20 protein-coding genes are annotated in these 20391 nt (G+C 39.2%); 9 read left to right on the forward strand and 11 right to left on the reverse strand.

The genetic code is table 11. The features are described from left to right. Nucleotides 1–43: 43 nt before the first annotated feature. The 3 genes from HX13_RS10595 to HX13_RS10600 form a co-directional block, all read right to left on the reverse strand. Nucleotides 44–520, reverse strand: a complete 477-nt coding sequence (locus HX13_RS10595) for a hypothetical protein (protein ID WP_050021043.1) — start codon at nucleotides 518–520, stop codon at nucleotides 44–46. Continuing rightward, nucleotides 513–650, reverse strand: coding sequence for a hypothetical protein (locus tag HX13_RS22500; protein WP_157837432.1), 138 nt, complete (start codon nucleotides 648–650; stop codon nucleotides 513–515). The genes HX13_RS10595 and HX13_RS22500 overlap by 8 nt, the downstream gene beginning before the upstream one ends. Before the next feature lie 500 nt (nucleotides 651–1150). Continuing rightward, a complete protein-coding gene (locus HX13_RS10600; RefSeq protein WP_050021044.1) occupies nucleotides 1151–1933 on the reverse strand; it encodes a helix-turn-helix domain-containing protein in 783 nt (260 codons plus the stop codon). Between the two features lie 71 nt (nucleotides 1934–2004). On the opposite strand from HX13_RS10600, the gene HX13_RS10605 reads away from it, so the two are divergent. After that, nucleotides 2005–3210: a CynX/NimT family MFS transporter gene (locus tag HX13_RS10605; RefSeq protein ID WP_238555233.1), complete on the forward strand. Its 1206-nt coding sequence runs from the start codon at nucleotides 2005–2007 to the stop codon at nucleotides 3208–3210. 94 nt (nucleotides 3211–3304) lie between these two features. Here HX13_RS10605 and bioA read toward each other — a convergent pair whose 3' ends face one another. The 6 genes from bioA to HX13_RS10630 form a co-directional block, all read right to left on the reverse strand. Beyond that, entirely contained in the window at nucleotides 3305–4597 is a 1293-nt protein-coding gene (bioA, locus tag HX13_RS10610) for an adenosylmethionine--8-amino-7-oxononanoate transaminase (protein ID WP_050021046.1), read from the reverse strand. A 106-nt stretch (nucleotides 4598–4703) separates the two neighbouring features. Then, nucleotides 4704–5687: a biotin synthase BioB gene (bioB, locus tag HX13_RS10615; protein ID WP_050021410.1), complete on the reverse strand. Its 984-nt coding sequence runs from the start codon at nucleotides 5685–5687 to the stop codon at nucleotides 4704–4706. A 2-nt stretch (nucleotides 5688–5689) separates the two neighbouring features. Continuing rightward, nucleotides 5690–6301 carry a dethiobiotin synthase gene (bioD, locus tag HX13_RS10620; protein ID WP_050021047.1) on the reverse strand — a complete coding sequence of 204 codons (612 nt, stop codon included), beginning with the start codon at nucleotides 6299–6301 and terminating at the stop codon, nucleotides 5690–5692. Between the two features lie 92 nt (nucleotides 6302–6393). Then, nucleotides 6394–6576, reverse strand: coding sequence for a hypothetical protein (locus HX13_RS24060; RefSeq protein WP_238555234.1), 183 nt, complete (start codon nucleotides 6574–6576; stop codon nucleotides 6394–6396). 64 nt (nucleotides 6577–6640) lie between these two features. Next, nucleotides 6641–7495 carry an aminotransferase class I/II-fold pyridoxal phosphate-dependent enzyme gene (locus tag HX13_RS10625; RefSeq protein ID WP_238555235.1) on the reverse strand — a complete coding sequence of 285 codons (855 nt, stop codon included), beginning with the start codon at nucleotides 7493–7495 and terminating at the stop codon, nucleotides 6641–6643. After that, the gene (locus HX13_RS10630; protein WP_050021048.1) at nucleotides 7488–8111 is read right to left on the reverse strand and encodes a hypothetical protein; all 624 of its coding nucleotides are present in this window, start codon (nucleotides 8109–8111) and stop codon (nucleotides 7488–7490) included. The genes HX13_RS10625 and HX13_RS10630 overlap by 8 nt, the downstream gene beginning before the upstream one ends. 66 nt (nucleotides 8112–8177) lie before the next feature. On the opposite strand from HX13_RS10630, the gene HX13_RS10635 reads away from it, so the two are divergent. From HX13_RS10635 to HX13_RS10665, 8 genes are all read left to right on the forward strand, one after another. Then, nucleotides 8178–9764 carry a PLP-dependent aminotransferase family protein gene (locus HX13_RS10635; RefSeq protein ID WP_128572357.1) on the forward strand — a complete coding sequence of 529 codons (1587 nt, stop codon included), beginning with the start codon at nucleotides 8178–8180 and terminating at the stop codon, nucleotides 9762–9764. A gap of 194 nt (nucleotides 9765–9958) precedes the next feature. After that, nucleotides 9959–12190, forward strand: coding sequence for a TonB-dependent receptor (locus tag HX13_RS10640; RefSeq protein ID WP_050021049.1), 2232 nt, complete (start codon nucleotides 9959–9961; stop codon nucleotides 12188–12190). A gap of 118 nt (nucleotides 12191–12308) precedes the next feature. Next, entirely contained in the window at nucleotides 12309–13247 is a 939-nt protein-coding gene (locus tag HX13_RS25535) for a pyridoxal phosphate-dependent decarboxylase family protein (protein ID WP_262483524.1), read from the forward strand. Between the two features lie 13 nt (nucleotides 13248–13260). Next, complete coding sequence (locus HX13_RS25540; RefSeq protein ID WP_262483525.1) at nucleotides 13261–13827, forward strand: pyridoxal phosphate-dependent decarboxylase family protein; 567 nt, start codon at nucleotides 13261–13263, stop codon at nucleotides 13825–13827. Then, nucleotides 13805–15151, forward strand: a complete 1347-nt coding sequence (locus HX13_RS10650; protein WP_050021050.1) for an IucA/IucC family protein — start codon at nucleotides 13805–13807, stop codon at nucleotides 15149–15151. Before HX13_RS25540 ends, HX13_RS10650 begins: the two co-directional genes overlap by 23 nt. Then, nucleotides 15072–16229, forward strand: coding sequence for a GNAT family N-acetyltransferase (locus tag HX13_RS10655; protein WP_128572358.1), 1158 nt, complete (start codon nucleotides 15072–15074; stop codon nucleotides 16227–16229). Before HX13_RS10650 ends, HX13_RS10655 begins: the two co-directional genes overlap by 80 nt. Before the next feature lie 99 nt (nucleotides 16230–16328). Next, on the forward strand, nucleotides 16329–17666 hold the full coding sequence (locus tag HX13_RS10660; RefSeq protein WP_050021052.1) for a lysine N(6)-hydroxylase/L-ornithine N(5)-oxygenase family protein: 1338 nt from the start codon (nucleotides 16329–16331) through the stop codon (nucleotides 17664–17666). Beyond that, complete coding sequence (locus HX13_RS10665) at nucleotides 17642–18988, forward strand: MATE family efflux transporter (protein ID WP_050021053.1); 1347 nt, start codon at nucleotides 17642–17644, stop codon at nucleotides 18986–18988. The genes HX13_RS10660 and HX13_RS10665 overlap by 25 nt, the downstream gene beginning before the upstream one ends. 61 nt (nucleotides 18989–19049) lie before the next feature. Here the strand turns inward: HX13_RS10665 and HX13_RS10670 are convergent, their stop codons facing one another. Beyond that, the gene (locus tag HX13_RS10670; protein WP_050021054.1) at nucleotides 19050–19862 is read right to left on the reverse strand and encodes an alpha/beta hydrolase; all 813 of its coding nucleotides are present in this window, start codon (nucleotides 19860–19862) and stop codon (nucleotides 19050–19052) included. Between the two features lie 6 nt (nucleotides 19863–19868). After that, nucleotides 19869–20390, reverse strand: a complete 522-nt coding sequence (locus tag HX13_RS10675) for a GNAT family N-acetyltransferase (protein WP_050021055.1) — start codon at nucleotides 20388–20390, stop codon at nucleotides 19869–19871. Between the last annotated feature and the right edge of the window lies 1 nt (nucleotide 20391).

Consider the following 20391-nt stretch of genomic DNA (forward strand, 5'->3'; position numbering starts at 1 on the left):
TGATGATTACTTTTGATGCAGATTAAAAGAAATATTTTTTTATTCAAAATCTAAAAAAACCGTCTGTGAGCACTTTCCACTGAATTTTGGCAATTCCCATAATTCCGCCTGCTGCCACAAGAAGATTCCTGATGACATCAATAAACTTAGCCTTAAAATTGGGAGACTCATTCCGGCCGTATACTGCAGTTTTTAAATGAGAAGAAGTTTTGGAGATCATAAAGGTAGATGTGGCTTTGGAACTGTAAAAATGAGCAATATGACTGCTTTTTTTATTCTTCGGATCTCTGCTGGGTTTACAGATTATCATAATAGTTTCTGAGAAAGAATCCTGGTAATAGCAGATCTCTAAAATTTCAACCCAGTCATACCCTCTCGCTTCGGGTTCACCGGGTCCGGGAATATCTATTCTTATAAAGTCTCCTTTCTGAGGATCACGATCAACAGGCCCGGCATTGGAATCATATAGTTTAAAGGCAGCAAAGGCACTTCCGCAATAGCTCTGCCAATGATTAATCATAAAAAAATCTTCTTTTTAATATTTCAAACTTTAAGGGAAGCAATTCAGGGGCAAATTGTTTTTCACTTTCAGTATCATGAAAGCCTCCGGATATCTGATGGGGTACTCCTTTAATTGATTTCGGTTTCATAGCATATTCTTTAAAGCAAGGTAGCGAAAATCAAAGATGATTATTTATGAGTAGGGTCATAATAAGAATGGCTGAGCAGCACAGAATGTAATTAGTAATAATTTGAAAATTTAAACCATATTCTGTTTAAATGAGTGTAGTTATAAAAAGTTTAAATTCCATAATCTTAAAGAAAATTCAAATCATTTGTGGAATAGCTATTTTTACTTAAAATAAATAAATATTTAAAAAAAATACCCATATAATGCTTTGCATAATATTTTTTTTGCTTATATTTGTGAATCGAAATAATTTTTTTTTCATCATTTGTGTTTTTTTTAAGGTCTCCATACATGGAGGCCTTTTTATCTTTAATATCTCTATAAATAATTATTCCCTATTGAAGTGGAAAAACACGAAAAATGTGAATTAAATATGACTAATCAGACTTTAACTTCTCTGGTGCAGGTGAATATTTTCAATATAAAGTTTAAATAAATCACTTTTACATTTGATTTTCTTCATTTTATATTTTTGATAAAATCGGACGGACGGAATTGTAAAACTGTCTGGAAACTTCTGGTATACGCCTGAACACTCTTATACCCCACTTCATAAGCTGTTTCCGAGATCGTCATATAGTCTGAGCTTAGCAATTCCAGGCTTTTAATGATCTTAAGCATCTGCTGGTACTTACTTAAAGTTAATCCCGTTTCTTTTTTAAAAATGCGTTCCAGCGTACGGGAAGACAGCATTGCGATATCGCTGAGCTCATTTATTTTAAATTCTTCCCGGTAATGATCATGCAGATATTCAATAACTTTGGCTAAACGCTTATCTCTGGGAAGGCAGATATGAAGTTTCAGGGACTGCTCTACAAAATGAGGAAGTTCATTAAAAAGTGCCTGTAAAAATAAAGTTTCATCAGTTCTCGTGTCCAACAGTTTAGACCATTTTTCCGCATATTTTATCATTTCTCTTAATACAGGAGGAACGGAAAATACATTGACCTCGCGATAAAATGATTTTTTTTGATCCACCTCTGCAAACATGATCATGAGTTTTATCCTTTCAGAATGTGAATTGGTTTTGTGGATGGTATTGGGAGGAATCCAGACGGCATGGTTCTGAGGTAAAAGATAAATCCTTTCTTCAATGGTGATATATTGAAAACCACTTTCTACGTATACGAGTTGTCCTTTATTATGCTGATGAAGAACATCATCATGAGTCCAGTTTTCTTCAAACCAGACAAAATAAGGTTTGTTGAGCTTATCTATATCAATAGTATTATGGGGCTCCATGTCGTTTCAGGTTAAAATTTTGGCAAAATTAAACAAAAATTCCTATGCTAATTTTGCACAAAAGTTTTATTATGATGAAGAATGGAATAAAAAAGAATGCTTCTTATGTTTTATTAGTGATCAATATATTGGTGGTTATCCTGGTTTCGAGTAATCTCAGGTCCCCTATTGTTGCTGTTGCACCTGTACTTGGGGAGATAAGGGAAGCCCTGAAGCTTGATAACTTTCAGGTCAGCCTTCTGACATCTATTCCACTTTTTATGTTTGCTGCCTGTTCAGTGCTGGTCAGTAGATTTTCCAATACATTGGGCATCAGTAGACTACTGGTATATTCATTAATTATTTTAGGCGTTGGGTTGTTTCTCCGTATTACAGGCTCGCTTTGGGCTTTGTTCTCAGGATCCATACTGATTGGATTGGGAATTTGTATAGGAAATGTGGTGACTCCGGGTTATGTTAAGAATAACTTTCCGAAGCAAATCGGTTTAATGACAGGCATTTTTGCAGTTTCAATGAACCTTACGGCAGCTCTGGCTTCAGGATTCAGTGTAAAAATCGGTGAATGGACAGGATTCGGATGGCGTGGTTCTTTAGGAATATGGCTTATCATTGCAGGACTGGGCTTTTTGGTTTTACTCCTGGAACTTATCATTAATAAAAATAATCCTGTAAATTCCGGCACAGCACTAAGCACTTCCGGTTTCAATATGTTCAGATCTCCACAGGCATGGAATATCAGCATTTTCATGGGACTGCAATCTTTATTTTATTATTGTATGGTAGCCTGGCTTCCTTCATTTCTTACGGATTATAGCATGCAGGAGGAAAGTACCGGATGGGTTTTATTCGTGATCCAGATTACGATGATTCCGGTCACATTTTGCAGTCCGATTATTGCCAGCAAAATGAAGGACCAGCGAATACTGATTTTGTTTATCTGTGCATTAATGTTTGGAAGTACCATGATGTTTGCAGGGTTTAAATCCCAATGGATTTATGTAAATGCTGTCATCATCGGTATTTCCAATGGTTTATCCTTCAGTTTATCAATCCTGTTCTTTTCTGCAAGAACGAAGAGCAGTATCAATGCTGTAAAAATATCCGGTATGGCTCAATCAGTAGGATATCTGATAGCAGCCTTTGGCCCACCCGTTTTTGGAAAGCTTCACGATTGGGATAGCTCATGGAATATGTCATTCTATTTTCTGAGTATTGCTGTACTGTTTATGCTTTACTTTGGCATGAAAGCGGCGAGAAATAAATATGTGGAAGATTAACTTCTATGGATTTTTAATAAAAAGGAAACCTTTCTTAATGAAATGTTTCCTTTTTTTATACCCGGAAAGTCAAATGACTCGGGCTTTCCTGTGGCTATTGATCCTTAAACTGATCAAGGACTTCTGTGATATTCCGGTAAACGTAGTCCAGCTCTTCAGAAGTAATACAATAAGGAGGTACCAGGTAAATCACGTTTCCCAGTGGACGCATGATCATACCTCTCTGTAAAAACTCGTTATAAAGCTTTTTTCCTACCTCATTAAAATAGGAGGTGCCATATCCTGTTTTAAAATCAAATGCTAAAATAGTTCCGATATGGCGGGCATTTTCAACTTTCGGATGCAATTCCAGCGTTTTTACAAAAACGCAATGCTGCCGGGTGATTTGTTTGATATTCATCTGGGTTTCTTCTTTAAGTAATAGTTCCATACTGGCCAAAGCAGCCGCACAGGCCAGCGGGTTGGCTGTAAAAGAATGGCCGTGGAATAGTGTTTTATGCCGGTCATCCGACCAGAAAGCCTCATAAACCTGTTCGGAACAGGTAGTGATTCCCATAGGCATGGTGCCTCCTGTTAGTCCTTTTGAAAAACACATGATATCAGGCTGCTCTGAAAGATAACGGGCAGCGAAAAGTTTCCCCGTCCTTCCGAAACCCGTAAAAACTTCATCCTGAATCATCAAAATGCCTTGAGCCCTGCAATATTTCATCAATTCATCCAAATCCCGAGCCTGATACATCAGCATTCCGGCCGCTCCCTGGACTAGTGGTTCATAAATAAAACAGGCCACTTCATCAGCTATATTTTCAATCTGTCGTTTTAAATCTTCCAGATTCCCGGCATGAGGTGTATCTATAAAAACGACTTCAAACAGCATATTTTCAAAGGGTCGGGTCCAATAGCTTTTCCCGCTTACAGACATCGCCCCAAAGGTATCACCATGATAGGCATTCTTAAAAGCCAGGATTTTATTCTTTTTCTTCCCCTGATTGTAGGTGTACTGAATACACATCTTTAAAGCAACTTCTACTGCGGTAGAGCCATTGTCAGAATAAAACACTTTTCCCTGGTTATCAGGAAGCAGTTTCAGTAAGTTCTCGGAAAGCTGTATGGCCGGCTCATGGGTAAATCCTGCAAATATTACCTGCTCCAAAGTAGTAAGCTGTTCAAACACCTTTTGCGCAATATAAGGATGAGCATGTCCGTGTAAAGTAACCCACCAGGAAGAAACCACATCCAGGTATTTCTTTCCTTCAAGATCGTACAGATAAGCTCCTTCCCCCTTTACAACAGGAATAATATCGTCAGCAGTTTTCATTTGGGTATAGGGATGCCAGTTGACTGCCCTGTCCCTTTGTTGAAGACCGGTTTGTGTTATTGTATTCATGTATTTGATTAAAAAATATATGGATAACCGATATTTATCAATCAGCTATCAGGTTGATAATACGGTTAGAATACCTTTAATTCATAAGGTATTATTATACTCTATTCTAGCAACAGGTTTCTTTTTTTAGCATCGGCTTAAGGCCAAGGGTTTCCAGCATCTGCATGTCTTCTGATACCCCCGGATTAGGTGTAACGAGCAAAGTTTCTCTTTCTCCCGTAAAAATAGAATTAGCTCCGGCCATAAAACACCATGCCTGCTCTGTTTCGGTCATTTCTATACGTCCGGCACTTAACCTTACCATTGAAGACGGCATTACAATTCTTGCAGTAGCAATCATCCTTACCATTTCCCAGGTATCTACTTTTTTGTTATTTTCAAGTGGAGTTCCTTCTACCCTTGCCAATGCATTGATCGGAACAGATTCCGGGTGTTTAGGCATAGTAGCCAGGGTCAGCAACATTGAAATTCTGTCTCTATGTGTTTCGCCTAATCCGATAATCCCTCCGGAACATACTGTAATTCCCGCCTTCCTTACATTATTGATGGTATTGATTCTATTGTCGAATGTCCTGGTAGAAATGATTTCTTCATAGTATTGCTCGGAAGTATCGAGATTATGGTTGTAAGCATATAAACCTGCTTCCTGTAATCGAACGGCCTGTTCCTCAGTAAGCATTCCCAGGGTACAGCACACTTCAAGGCCTAATTCATTGACTCCTTTCACCATATCAATCACCCTGTCGAAATCCCTGTTATTACGTACTTCACGCCACGCTGCCGCCATACAGAAACGGGATGATCCACTTTCTTTTGCCTTTCGGGCATGGGCGATAACAGTCTCTGTAGGTAGTAAGGCCTGTACTTTAATGTTGGTATGATAACGGGCAGCCTGTCCGCAATAAGAGCAGTCTTCCGGGCAGCCTCCTGTTTTAATTGACAATAAAGTAGAGATCTGTACTTCGGAAGGATCGTGCCATTCGCGATGTACGGTAGCTGCTTTATAAATCAGCTCCATAAGGGGTAAATGATAAATTTCCTCAATTTCTTCTTTTGTCCAGTTGTGTCTGGTTTTTGTTTTCGTATCCATAATCATAAATTTGTTATTGTTAATGCTTTGGCAGCGGTTGTAATGGTTTGCCTGTCTGGCTGCCCGATTTCAGGAATTCTGATGATTTTTGTATCCTTTTCAATGAAGCTGCAAATCACTCTTTCAGTATCTTCAGGGAATTCACCATTCAGGATCAGATATTCCAGCGGTATATTTCTTTGCTGTAAAGCCATGATTGATAACAAGCTGTGGTTGATGCATCCCAGGTAGTTTCTGATTACCAGTGCTGCCGGCAGGTTCAGGGTTTCTACAAGATCAATCATAAACCTGTTGTCTGAAAGCGGAACCATCAATCCTCCTGCTCCTTCTACAATCAATATATTTTCTGTATCGGGAAGCCGGAAATCATCCAGTTTAATGTGTACATTTTCTTCACGTGCAGACTGATGGGGTGATGCCGCCAGCTGAAGACGGTATGTTTCCGGATGGCAGAAAGGAGAATCTGTCCAGTTTTTAATTTTATTGCTGTCTGTATTATGGAGGTCTCCGGACTGTACCGGCTTCCAGTAATCTGCTTTAAAATGCTGGACTAAAATAGCCGAACAAACGGTTTTTCCTATTTCTGTCCCAATTCCTGTTATAAATATTTTCATATGAGTTGTGACTGTAAAAAGCAAGTTTTCGAGCGGCAAAAGCGAATGGTCATTTCTCCATTTTTAGCTCTTGCATCTTTTTACTTTTTGTTTTAAATAAATTCTTTAATTAAGGCCGTAAGTTTTACGATTTCGTCTTCTGTGTTGAAGCTATGAAGACATATCCTAAGTCTCTCGGTTCCTTTTTTTACTGTAGGACTATAAATGGCCGATGTTAAAAATCCATGGTCATACAGGTGGGCCTGAAGAGCTTTCAGCTGCTCATTATCTTCCATTAGAATGGCCTGAACCGGACTGATTTCTGAAGAAGGTGACCGTAAATTCTGATCTCTGAAAACCTTAATATTCTCCTGAAGTTTTTTTTGAAAGCTCTTTGTTATGATCTAAAAACTCATATCCTGCTTTGATAGCCATCCATTGAAAATCCTGCGCTGAAGTAGTATAAATAAATGGAGAAGCAAAATTGATAAGGTAGGATTTCACGGTATCATTGCAAAGAATGGCTGCACCATGAGCTCCCAGGGCTTTTCCATACGTCATAACTGCTGCTAAAACCTGGTTTTGTAATTGATGCTTATCCACCAATCCATATCCCAATACTCCCAATACATGGGCTTCGTCCACGATTAAATCAGCCTCATATTGTTCAGCAAGTGCTGCAATTTCCTGGATAGGAGCAAAATCCCCTTCCATCGAATAAAGGCTTTCAATAGCAATATAGCAATGAGAATTCTGTTTTTTCAACAAATTTTCAAGATCCTTCAGATCATTATGTTTCCATTTTAATTTTCGGGCATTTGACAATATACATCCGTCATGTACGGAACGATGAATTTGTTCATCTACCAGAATAACATCATGTCGGTCTGGCAATGTTGAAAACAAGGCAAGATTGGCATTGTACCCTGACGGAAAAAGTAAGGCTGATGAAAACCGGTGCTTCTGAGCAATATCATTTTCTATAACAGTAACGGTATCTGTATTCCCGCTAATCAATCTTGAACCAGAACTGCCGGACAGGAAGTGAGGATGTTTCATAACTTCCTTCAAAAGAATATCCTGTAATTCTTTATTTCTTGCAAACCCCAGATAGTCATTTGAATAAAAATCCACTCCTTCGGATCGTGTTTTTAAGCTTCTGAATGTTCCCTCCTGCATTCTTTTCCCGAGGATCTCCTGAAAATTCTTAAGCATAATCCAATTGTGATACTTCTTCAGTTATGGCATCAATCCATTGATTGTATAAGGCTTTTTCTATTTTCAATATATTTTCTGCATGCTGTTGCCAGTCACCGGAAAACTCGTTCAGCTGGTTGATCATTTCCTCAAGATGACCTTCTTCTTCCAGAATAATTGATTTTACCATAACCTTTGAAGCCTCTTTGGTAAGAATATCCTGATAGACGGGATACAATTCATCAGCACGGACTTCAATAGCATAGGTTACAAACAGATACGCTGCATATTTCAGTTCTTCCTGATTCAGCTGAAAGACAGTACGGAGATACCTGCAGGCTTTAGTATCCAAAGAATGCAGATATTGCCTGGTTGCAATGGGAGCCATAAGCTCTTCACTTTTATAAGTTTTGCAGAGTTCCGGATGTATCTTAGCGATCTGTTTTTTCAGGTAATAGGCATGGCGATGTTCTTCAGCAGCATGCTTCAGCTGAATCAATGTTACAGAAACCGGATGTTCGCATTTTGATATTTTTCTTGCTCCGGCATTTTCCATAAAAGATAAAGTATTCAGCCATTTGGCATGAGTACTGTTATCCTGCACAATTTTTTGCAGCAGATGATGAAATTCCATATATTTTTATTTTGATGTCAAATGTAGTATATTGCCGGATGGTTATATGGTGCCAGTTTTAATATTATGGATAGTCCGGTTAAGATTCCTTATGAAAGTTTTATCAAAATTGACAGAAAATCTGAAACATCAATTTATTTACAGATCGCCAATCAGCTGGTGAATGCCATCCAGCGAGGATACCTTCCTTTAGGAACAAAGCTTCCGGGCACAAGAACCTTTAGTGAAATACTAGATGTACACCGCAATACTGCAGTTGCCGTATATGATGAATTGTCAGCACAGGGCTGGACACAAAGTTTCCCCAATAAAGGTACTTTTGTCATCGGGAAAGATCAGGATATTCCTGTAAAAGTAAAAGATTTTGAAGAGAATAATCTTCAGCAATATCCTAAAATTACCGGTTTTTCTTTTAAAACATCAAATATTCTGGATAACCCTTTTGAACATTCAGACTGTGAATATGTATTTAATGACGGGATTCCGGATATCAGGTTGACACAGATCGATCAGCATTCGAGATTTTACAGTTCAATTCTCAAACGGAAATCCAATCAAAAAGCATTGGGACATTATAATCATGACGGAAGTGAGTTTTTTAAGGAACATCTGTCCCGTTATCTGAATCTTTCCCGCGGGCTTCCTATATCCAAAAACAATCTTCTGATTACCCGGAGTACGGAAATGAGTATTTATATTGTTTCCGAAATACTTCTTTCTCCGGGAGATATTGTTCTGGTGGGAGCTTTAAGCTATTTTTCAGTCAATATGATCTTCATGAAAGCCGGGGTCCGTATGATACCTATCTCCATTGATAAAGATGGAATTATCGTAGAAAGTGTAAGAGAAGCCTGCCAGAAGCACAGAATAAGAATGCTGTACCTGACTCCGCACCATCATTATCCCACCACCGTAGCATTAAGTGCCCAGAGAAGGTTTGAGCTCCTGGAATTAGCCAATGAGTACGGGTTCGTTATTCTTGAAGATGACTATGACTATGAATTCCATTATGATAAAAGCCCTATTCTTCCCCTGGCCAGTGCTGATACTAACGGAATGGTAATCTATATCGGCTCTTTCGGAAAATCGCTTGCTCCAGGATTCAGGACAGGCTTTATTGTAGCTCCGGAGAATATTATGGCGGAAATGCGGAAATACCTTGGGATTATTGACCGGCAAGGAGATATCCTGATGGAAAGGGCATTGGGGGAAATGATTGAAGAAGGAGAAATTAACCGTTACCTGAAAAAGTCTCTAAAAGTGTACCGGGAAAGGCGTGATTATCTGGCTTTATTACTTCATGAAACGCTAAGTGACCTTATTACTTTTGAAAAACCTTCAGGAGGACTCGCAATCTGGATGGAATGGAACGTTCCTGTAAATCTGATGCAGCTTAGCAGAAATTGTTCCCGGGATAATCTTTTTATTCCTAAAACCCTTCTCTACCAAAACAAAGGACTTACCGCCATGAGAATAGGATTTGGTGATCTCGACTTCCGAGAGATGGAGAAAAGTATTGATATTTTTTCGAAAAATTTAAAAATTGTTGATCTAACTCATCATTTTGGGGATTTTTTCAGCAATAAATTGAACTATTTTTTTCCTTTTTTCATAGCTACTCGTATTATTTTTTTGTTAATTTTATCTTTATAGCCGGCTTTTTATGTCTCATTTTGAGACTGAAAAGAAATGAGCGGTACTCCACTTTTTTAAAAACAGGAGATTCTTTTTTAGCTTCTTTTTCTGACCGCACTCACTTTGTTTTGAAATATGTGACAAATATCATTTTGATTTTTTGAACAATATTATTTTATATTTACTTCATTATTTTTAATTGTTCTAAATAAATGAAACGAGAATATGTACTTTCAGTCTTTCTATTGGCTGCCTTGTCTGCACATACTTCTGCTCAAAACAAGCAGGACAGTATTACTACAAAAGATATCAATGAAGTTGTTCTTGTATCTTCCCGTTCTCCCAAACAGATCAGTGAAATTCCTGGTACAGTCTGGGTTATCGGGGAAAAAGAACTTCAGACCCAAATAAGAGGTGGCACCGGATTGAAAGAAGTATTAGGGAATATGATTCCGGGTTTTGATTTCGGAAATCAGGGAAGAACCAATTATGCCCAGAATATGAGGGGAAGAAATGTTCTGGTAATGCTCAACGGGGTCTCATTAAACAGTACAAGGGCTGCAAGTAGGCAGTTTGATGCCATTGATCCTTTTAACATTGAAAGAATTGAAGTTTTATCCGGAGCATCTGCCATTTACGGAGGAGATGCAACAGGAGGTATTATTAATATCATCACCAAAAAACCAGCATCCAAGACCCTGGCTTTCGAAACTTCTGCAGGCCTTAAAACAGGATTTCACAAAGACGACCTGGATAAAAGGATCGCCCAATCTGTGGAAGGGGGAAATGACGCGGTAAAGTTCAGGCTCGGAGCTGCATTCACCCAAAATGAAGGGGCTTTTGATGCCAATGGAGACCAGATTATTACCGATGTGAAGCAGGCCGATTTTCAATATAACCGTTCTATTGACATCTTAGGAGGACTCAGCGCAAGGCTCAGTCCTGATCAGGATATCAGTCTGGATCTTCAATACTATAATTCAAAGGTCAGAAACAAAAAATGGCTTTCCTTCGGACAAAATTTTGCAGGATTTACCACAAAGAATCCTGATCTAATCAATGTAGCAGGAAGAGCTGAATCGGATGTGGTACCCCGGACAGAGCGCTTTATGGCCAACCTGCAATACAACCTCAGAAATATTTTAGGAGGACATCATTTGCTTCTTCAGGCCTATGGAAGAAGAGAAGAGGCAGATTTCGGTGCTTCTTTTGCAGAAATCCCCAAACCTCCGGCAGGAGTGATTCTCCCTGTTTTTCTATCCTCAGGGAGAGGAAATACAGATGTATATGGAGCGAAAGCCGTACTATCCAAAAAGTGGAATGCTTTTAATTTTACCTACGGAACAGACATTGATTATGAGAAATTCAACGGAGATCAGGCGATCTTCAATCCTAAAATAAGCAGCGAATCCGGAGGCCTGATCAATAAAGCGGACGCTTTTGTAGGAAGATACCCCGATACAAAAATATTTACACTGGCAGGCTTTATCCAGGCAGACTGGAACATTACGAAAGAACTCATCCTTTCCGGCGGCATCAGACAACAGTTCATCAATGTAAAACTGGAAGATTTTGTAGGATTTAAAGAACAGGTTTATATGCATTTCGGCTATGGTAACTCAGCCGATGTGGTAAAAGGAGGGAAAAATAATTATGAGGTGACATTGCTTAACGGAAGTTTATTGTACAAAATAACTCCATCATGGCAGACATGGTTCAGTTTTTCCCAGGGGTTTGCGGTACCTGATGCAGCAAAATCCTATGGTTTCGGAAAATATGAACTGGTGAACAACCATTGGAACCTCCTGAACAGTATAAACATTGCCGAGCAGCCTCTAAGTGGTATTAAAACGGATCAGATCGAATTGGGCTTCAGACATAACAGGACTTCAGAAAGCGGTTGGTATGCCCAGGGATCATTTTTCTACGCACTTTCCAGCAAGACTTTGAAAATCGACAATGCTGCTTTTACCGTTTCCCTGCTCGATCAGAAACTTAGAAATTATGGTTTTGAAGGTGCTTTAGGCTACCGGTTTATTGAAGGTCTGGAGTTAGGAGGAAATATTTTGCTCATGGCATCCGAAACTCAAACCGTAGATAAGGGGTGGCAAAATCAGTCGGTTTATACTACCAATCCGTCAAAATTCATGGTTTTTACAGGCTGGAATGCCAAAAAGTTTTCATTGAGGCTACAGATGCAGAATTCTATGAACTATACGGATCTGGCTGATATGAAAATTAACGGATACACCTTATTCGATTTTGTAGGTGACATCAAGCTGAATAAAGGGACCCTTAATTTCGGAATCCAGAATATTTTTAATAAGCAATATACTTCCATTTGGGGGCAACGTTCCGTTTTTTTCTACGGAGCTCCTCAAAAAGCATTTGCTTATCAGGGCCGGGGAACTACATTTTCCGTCGGCTACACGATAACCTATTAACAGGTGTGAATTCAATTTAATTACCCTAAAATTAACGGGTATTTACCAGAAACTATTATTCATCTCTTCATTAAAGCGATAATATAAGATAGTAAAAAGAACACAAATTCAATATATTATGAATACGGTCATTACCAGGCAGATTGCTTCGGAAAAGGATAGTCTTTTCCCAAATCTGGAACATTTATTCTGTGATATCAATATTCACGAATACCAAAATGCAATGTACAGGACACAACAAAGTGTTATTGCATTTTTGGAGAATAGTCGCCAGCCTTTCAGTGGAGTTTCACCTGAAGAGCTGAGAAAACAGTTTGAATCTGTTGATCTCAATGCTCCTCCCGTAAGTTACGAAGCGCTTTTCGAGGAAGTAAACAACCTTTATACCAAGCATGCCATAGCTTTCCATCATCCCAAATATGTTGCTCATCTCAATTGTCCGGTGGTTATTCCTGCCGTTGCAGCAGAAGCGATGATCAGCTCTATTAATTCTTCCCTGGATACATGGGATCAGAGTGCCGGGGGAACGCTGATGGAACAAAAACTCATTGAATGGACCTGTAAAGAAATAGGTTTCGGTGAATCATCGGATGGAATTTTTACCAGTGGCGGCTCCCAAAGTAACCTGATGGGAATGCTTTTGGCGAGGGATCATTTTTCGATGACCTTTCTGAATCATAACATCAAGAAGGACGGCCTGCCTGAAGAAGCTCACCGTTTCAGAATATTTGTTTCCGAAGCGGCCCATTTCAGCATTCAGAAAAGTGCATCTATTTTAGGACTTGGAGAGCAGGCAATTGTTAAGATCAGAACAGACCGTTCTTTCAGAATGAACAGTATATTGCTGGAAGATGCTGTCAAAAGGGAAATTGAGAACGGAAATATTCCTATTGCTGTTGTAGCGACCGCAGGAACTACTGATTTTGGAAATATTGATCCATTGATTAATATTTCGGGAATTGCAAAAAAGTACAGCTTATGGTTCCATGTGGATGCAGCCTATGGATGTGCCCTGCTTTTAACAAAAAAAATATCGCCATCTAATCAATGGTATTGAGGATGCAGATTCTGTGACGGTAGACTATCACAAAGCTTTCTTCCAGCCCGTAAGCAGCAGCGGATTTATGGTTAAGGATAAAAATTATTTCAGGCTGATCACCCATTATGCCGATTATTTAAATCCCAAAGATCATGATGAAGATGAAATTCCCAACCAGGTCAATAAATCAATACAGACAACCAGGCGCTTTGATGCCCTGAAGCTTTGGTTTACCCTCAGGATCATCGGAAAGGAAGGATTAGGAAATTACATTGACAGAATTATCCGGGTCTCCGCTGAAGCTGCAGAAGTTCTGGAACAGGATCCGCATTTCGAATTATTAAACCATTCGGATATTTCAGCATTAGTATTCCGATATTCGGCAGATCCTTTTAAAACATTTGACCTGAACAGGATCAATACTTATATCAAATCACAGCTTTATAAACAAGGGAATGCCCTTACAGCAGGAACCAAAGTAAACGGACAGTTTTATCTGAAGTTTACCATCCTGAATCCTTTAACCACCATTGAAGACATTAAATCTATACTTATCATCATTAAAAAATACGGAAATGAATACATTGCAATCAACTAATATCCCTGACTATGCAGAAAGGATAAACTATACTGCCCTTATCAACTGCTATATGAAAGAATTTACCAATTGGAGCCGCTATCTTGGTATCCCCAAATACGACCAGGGAATAGCCGCCTATCTCCAAAAAACACCCACTGATCTTCATATCAGAATAGATTTTTCCTCCATAGGATGTGATGTGTATGTTCCTGTGACTTACTTTTCTGAAAGTGGAAGACATCTTTTTGATTTTCCTGTATTAATGAGGGTTCTGGCTACAGATGAAGTTTCAGAACTGGATGTTTACGGCTTCATGGCCTTAACTGCTGAATATGCAAAAGGAATTTATCCTGGCATTGAGGTTTCAACCATATTGGAAAGGCTTAACAACAGCATTGAAAACCTTTCAGAATACCTGTACCACTCCATGCATAGTAAAAAGCCGGTCAATGATCTTGAAATGTCTTTTATTGAAGCGGAACAATCTCTTATTCTGGGGCATATCCTTCATCCCGTACCGAAATCCAAGCAAGGATTTACGGGTGAAGACTTATTAAAATATTCTCCGGAAACCTCCGGAAGATTTCAGCTATTTTATTTCCTGGTACATCCTGAAAACATGATCGAAAAAAATGCGGACGGAGAATGGGTAAGTAAAGAGTTGGCGGAAAAAGTCTATCCACTTCTGAACCCTGAGCATAAAAAACTTTGGGATCAGCATCCGGAGTACCATATCCTTCCAATGCACCCATGGGAGGCAGATTATCTGTTGGCACAGGAAAACGTGCAGATTATGCAGGAGCAGGGACTCCTTTTTGCACTAGGCCATTATGGAGACTTCTTCACGCCTACTTCTTCAGTAAGAACAGTTTACAATGAGGATTATAAATGGATGTTTAAATTTTCGTTGCATGTAAAGATTACCAATTCAGAAAGAATTAATCTGTACCCGGAACTTCACCGTGGTCATGACATCAGCATGCTGTTGAAAACCGAATGGGGGAAAAATCTTCAGAGAGATTTTCCTGAAATAGATTTTATGGTAGATCCCGCTTTTATGGCTGTTACATTCAACGGGAAAATAATTAACGGGTTCAACATCAGTATCAGAAGGAATCTTTTCCAAGGAGAAAATAAGAATAAAAAACGTAACCCTTCTGGCAGCTTTATGTCAGGATGGAATTCTTGGGATACCTTCCAGACTTCAGAATATTATAACCAATACAGCGGAAAAGCTAAATCAGCCAATAGAAAAAATTGCATTGGAATGGTTCAGGCAATATCTGCATCTCTGTGTAAGACCCATTGTCAGAATTCTGAATACCTATGGGCTTGCCTGTGAATTCCATCAGCAGAATGTTATGGTAGAGCTGGATAAAAAAGGTTTCCCGGCCAAGATTTACTTCAGGGATAATCAGGGATTCTTTTTCAGGGAAGGAAGAAAAGAAATGGTTTCCCAGGCTCTTCCGGGAATTGCAGATGAGAGTCAGTCTATTATAGATGAGGAATCCTTAGCTCCAAAATACACGTATTATCTGGTAACCAACAACATTCTCGGAGTTGTTAATGCTTTAGGATGCAACAGGTTAGCGGATGAAAACAAGCTGATCAACCTTATTTACAAAGCATTTAAAGAACTTGAAAATGAAGATGAAACCGGCTTGGTAAACTATATCATCAATACAAGAAACTGGTATACAAAAGGAAATCTGATCACCAGTTTACAAAATATTAATGAAGCCGATGAATCAATGGAATATCCTGCCGTTTTCCTGGATACACCCAATCCTCTTAACAAGTACTTTTACAGCCACAGGCTTATAAAGCCTCAAACTACAGGAACAGTATATTCCCGTCGTTTTGAGGAAGAAAACATAGACATAAGTATAAGACCTTTCGACTTTGACCGGGATTTTGAAATGGTTCACGAATGGTTCAACAGGGAACATGCCAAACCTTTCTGGAAAATGGATGGACCTAAACGGGACCTTGAGCTTTGGTTCAGAACTATCCTTCCAAGTGATGAGCAGCACAGCTTTATAGGAGAAGTGAATGGAGTGGCACAATTCAGCTTTGAACCGTACTGGCCAATGAGGGATATTGTTGGTGCTTATTACGACTCACTTCCTACGGACTATGGAACTCATTTTTTTGTAGCAGAAACACGCAAGGATAAGAAGTTTTCTTTCCAGTCTTTCCAGGTTGCCTTGGATTATATATTTTCCCTTCCGGAAGTTGGGAAATGTATTGGAGAAGCATCAATAGAGGCTGTTCCTACCGACAGGCTGATTACCCGGTTAGGATATACAAGAGAAGGAGTGATCACAATGCCTCATAAAACAGCTTACCTTACTTTCTGTACCCGTGAGAATTATTGGGAGAAATGTCCGGAAAGCAGGCTGGAGACGAATAATGCTTAAAACTATACTAAACGGAATTAAATAATCAGAACTTCGGCTCCGGTTGCTTGACAACAGATATCCATGCAATAGTCTGAAACGGAGTTGAAGTCTTTCTCAATGAAACATTTAAAATATAATACATTGGAAAATAATAAAATATATGATATTATCGGGATCGGGATTGGTCCTTTTAATTTAGGACTGGCCGCGCTTCTTGAACCGGTGGAAGGTATTTCGGCACTATTTCTTGACCAGGCGGAAGGATTCGACTGGCATCCGGGACTGATGCTGGATAATGCAACACTGCAGGTTCCGTTTATGGCAGACCTGGTAACGATGGCAGACCCCAAAAGCCAATACAGTTTCCTTAATTTTCTAAAAGAAACAGATCGTTTGTATAAGTTTTACATCAGAGAAAACTTCTACATTTTAAGAAAAGAATACAACCTTTATTGTCAATGGGTAGCAAGGAAGTTGCAAAATTGCCAGTTCGGAAAAAAAGTTGAGAATATTATTTTTAACGGACCTGAACAGCTATTTACTATTGATGTCCTGGATCTGAAAAATAATGATGTCAAAAAATATTACGCAAAAAAAATAGTACTGGGAACCGGAACACAACCGAATCTTCCTGCATTTATGGAGGATAAAAATTTTCCCAATGTCATTCATACCTCAGAGTATCTGAAACATAAAGAAAGCATTCTGGATGCGGGTTCTGTTTCCATTATCGGATCGGGGCAAAGTGCAGCAGAAATTTTCCGGGATCTTCTTCCTGAAACTGATAATGGGCTTTTTATGAGCTGGTTTACCAGACCGGACCGGTTTTTCCCGATGGAATATTCAAAACTGACGCTGGAACTGACTTCACCGGAATATGTGGATCATTTCTACAATATGCCTCCATCCCAGCGCAAAGCAGTTTTGGCAAAGCAACCCCCGCTTTATAAGGGAATCAATTTTGATCTGATCAATGATATTTTCGATACTTTATATGAAATGAGTGTAGGAAATGCTCCTTTGAATGTTGCCTTAAAACCCAGCTGCCAGCTAGACAGTATTTCCCCTGAAGGAAATTCATATGCGCTGAATTTCACTCATGTTCAGGAACACATTACATTTACTCACATTTCGGATTATATTGTTCTGGCCACAGGTTATAAGTATAAAGAACCTAAGTTCCTGAAGGGAATTGAGGAACTTATTCAAAGAACGGAAGAAGGTCTCTTTGAAGTAAGCCGTTACTATACAATTGACCAGGCTGGGAATATTTTTGTGCAGAACGCAGAGCTTCATACCCACGGTTTTGTTACACCTGACCTTGGGATGGGCGCCTACCGGAATGCTTTGATTATTAATACTATTGCTGGAAAAGAGGTTTACAAGGTAGAAAAAAGAATCGCTTTCCAGGAGTTTAATACCCGGAAAGCATGGACCGCAAAACATTCATCTTAGAAGGTGGTATGAAAAAGGTTATGTGGGAAACCTCATGGCCTGCCGTTGCCGCTATTGTCCTGTATGGAATCAATAATTTTCTGGATGCTATTTTTGTAGGTTATCTTATCAATACCCAGGCTTTGGCTGCAGTAGGAATGGCTTATCCCCTGTCCCAGATTGTGCTGGGATTTGGGAGATGGGCAGGAACGGGAGCCGGAGCAGCCGTAAGCATATGGATCGGAGAGAATAATAAAGACCGGTTGTACCGTTTATTCGGAAGTTTCAATTTCCTGTGTATCTTTTTTTCCGTCTTATGCGCTGTTCCTGCTTATATGTTTGCTCATGAGCTTATGGCAATGATGGGTGCGAGGGGAAATCTTCAGATGATTGCCGTAGAATACTTTCGTGTCACCCTTATCGGAACTGTTTTATGGATCTATGGACTGGCATTGAATATGCTGATCAGGGCCGAAGGAAAGATGAAAACTGCAGCAGCCATGATCACTGCAGGTCTTGTTATTGATATCATTCTTAAACCTGTTTTTATATCAGGATTCGGATGGGGTGTTGCAGGTGCCGCATGGGCTACCAATTGTGGAATGCTTATATATTCCCTCTTAGGTTTTTATTATTATGCCAGAGGTAAAAGCTCTTTTTCTACGCAATGGAAATCATTTTCCTACGATAAAGTAATCGGGAAAAGGATTTTAAAACTGGGGCTTCCTGAAATGATACTTTCCGTAATGAGCGTCATTCAGAGTATTATTATTTTCAATGCGATTGCTGCCTATGGAACGGAGAAAGATATTTCCTTCTTCACGGTACTGAACAGGTTTTTTCTTTTCCTCCTTACTCCTTTATTTGGACTAATGAGGGGCTTGCAGCCGGTAGTGGGAATCAATTTCGGAGCAGGGCAGTTTCATCGGGCAGGAAAATTTCTCAGGACCTATATTATGGCGGGAGTGGCAATACTGGCTCCATTTTTCCTGGTTGCCTTGCTTTTCCCTGAAAAGCTGATCGCCCTGATGCTTCCGGGATATTCTGCGGAGCAGCATCAGATTCTCGACTTCAGGCTATTTTTTTCTGTTTTGCCTTTATTGCCGGTAACGGTATTAGCACTCTCCTATTATCCGGCAGTCAACCAGAGTAAAAAGGCGAGCTTTCTGGTTTTCCTTCGTCAGATTATTCTTTATATCCCACTGATGTTGATTTTGCCTCATTATTTTGGAGTAAAGAGTATTTATTGGGGAAGTGCCATGATAGAGCTTGTAGTGGGAATTGTTACACTGTTTTTACTTAAGAATTATAAGATGAGGGGGAATGAAGTTAGAATTCATTAGATTTATATTTTTGTTAAACAGCCCGGCAGATTGGCCAGGCTGTTTTTTTGGTATGCCGCTGTTATTTTTTAAAAAATCTTTCAAACAAAGCAAGCTGTTCAGATAATGACCTGCTCCAGTATTCAGGGACATGGCCACCCAGAGATTCTATATATAAATGCTGAATTTTAGCTTCTGTAAGCTTTTTATGGAAGTCCCGGTTCATAGTGATCATCTGGCTGTCATCTGTACCACAATCAAAGATGTATTGCTGATCAGCACCGGCCATTAATTTTATTTTGCTGTTTGTAAGGAAATTGGGATTTAAAAACTCTAACGGTCCCAATACCCTGTTCACCATATATTTCTGATATCCTTCCTTAAGAGAATTAAAATCAAGAGCACCGCATGAGCTTCCGACAATTCCAAATGTTTTGTTGTAAGTAACCCCGATATTGGTAGCTCCGTACCCTCCCATACTCCATCCCAGAATTCCCCTGGACTTTTTTTCGGCCTTTACGGGATAATTTTTATCAATAAAATCTACCAGCTCCTTCCCGATAAAAGTCTGATATTGTGAATCCCTCATAATAGGACTGTCTACATACCATGAACTGTAATCTCCATCCGGCAGTACATAAATGGTTTTATATTCCTGTGCTTTCTGTACCAGATCAGGAATATCCTCTTTGATAATTCTATCCGGATTACCGCTGAAACCATGAAGAATATATACTGATGGATACGTGGTATCAGGCAGAAGATTAGGAGTAATAATGATTGTTTTGATCTTTTTATTCATTTTAGGACTGAAAACTTCCTGATGAATAATTTTCTGGGCTGAAACCTGTACAAAAGCTGTCAGGATAAGTACAATGCTGATAAACTTTTTCATGCTGTATTAATCAAGTATTTTCTTCATCATCAGATCCGTCTGTTCTTCATCTCCAAGCCTGAAAATATGCTTGTCAAACTCTACAAAACCATTTTTCCTGTAGAATTGTAAAGCCCGCAGGTTTTCTTCCCAAACTCCCAGCCATACATAAGATTTTTGTAAAGCTTTTGCAGTATCCACAGCCTGGTCATATAAAAGTTGTCCCACTTTTTTCCCATGATGGCTTTTCTTTACATAGATCCTTTCAATTTCAAGACTGTTGTTATCCTGCAACTCTGTTTGTGCATTTCCTGAATTTACCTTAAGATATCCTACAGGATCATCTTCTTCCCAGGCAATATAGAAAATCGAATCAGGATTATTCAGCTCCGACTTTATTTTTTCAGTATTGAAGCTTTCTTCCAGATACTTTTCCATTGCTTCTTCAGAATTATCTTCAGAAAAGGTTTCAGTAAAAGTAAGAATGCCCAGTTCCTGTATGATCTCCCAATCTTCCGGGGATGCTTTGTTGATAATAATTGATGTCATT

This window comes from Chryseobacterium sp. P1-3, assembly GCF_000738495.1.
Lineage (GTDB): Bacteria > Bacteroidota > Bacteroidia > Flavobacteriales > Weeksellaceae > Chryseobacterium > Chryseobacterium gallinarum.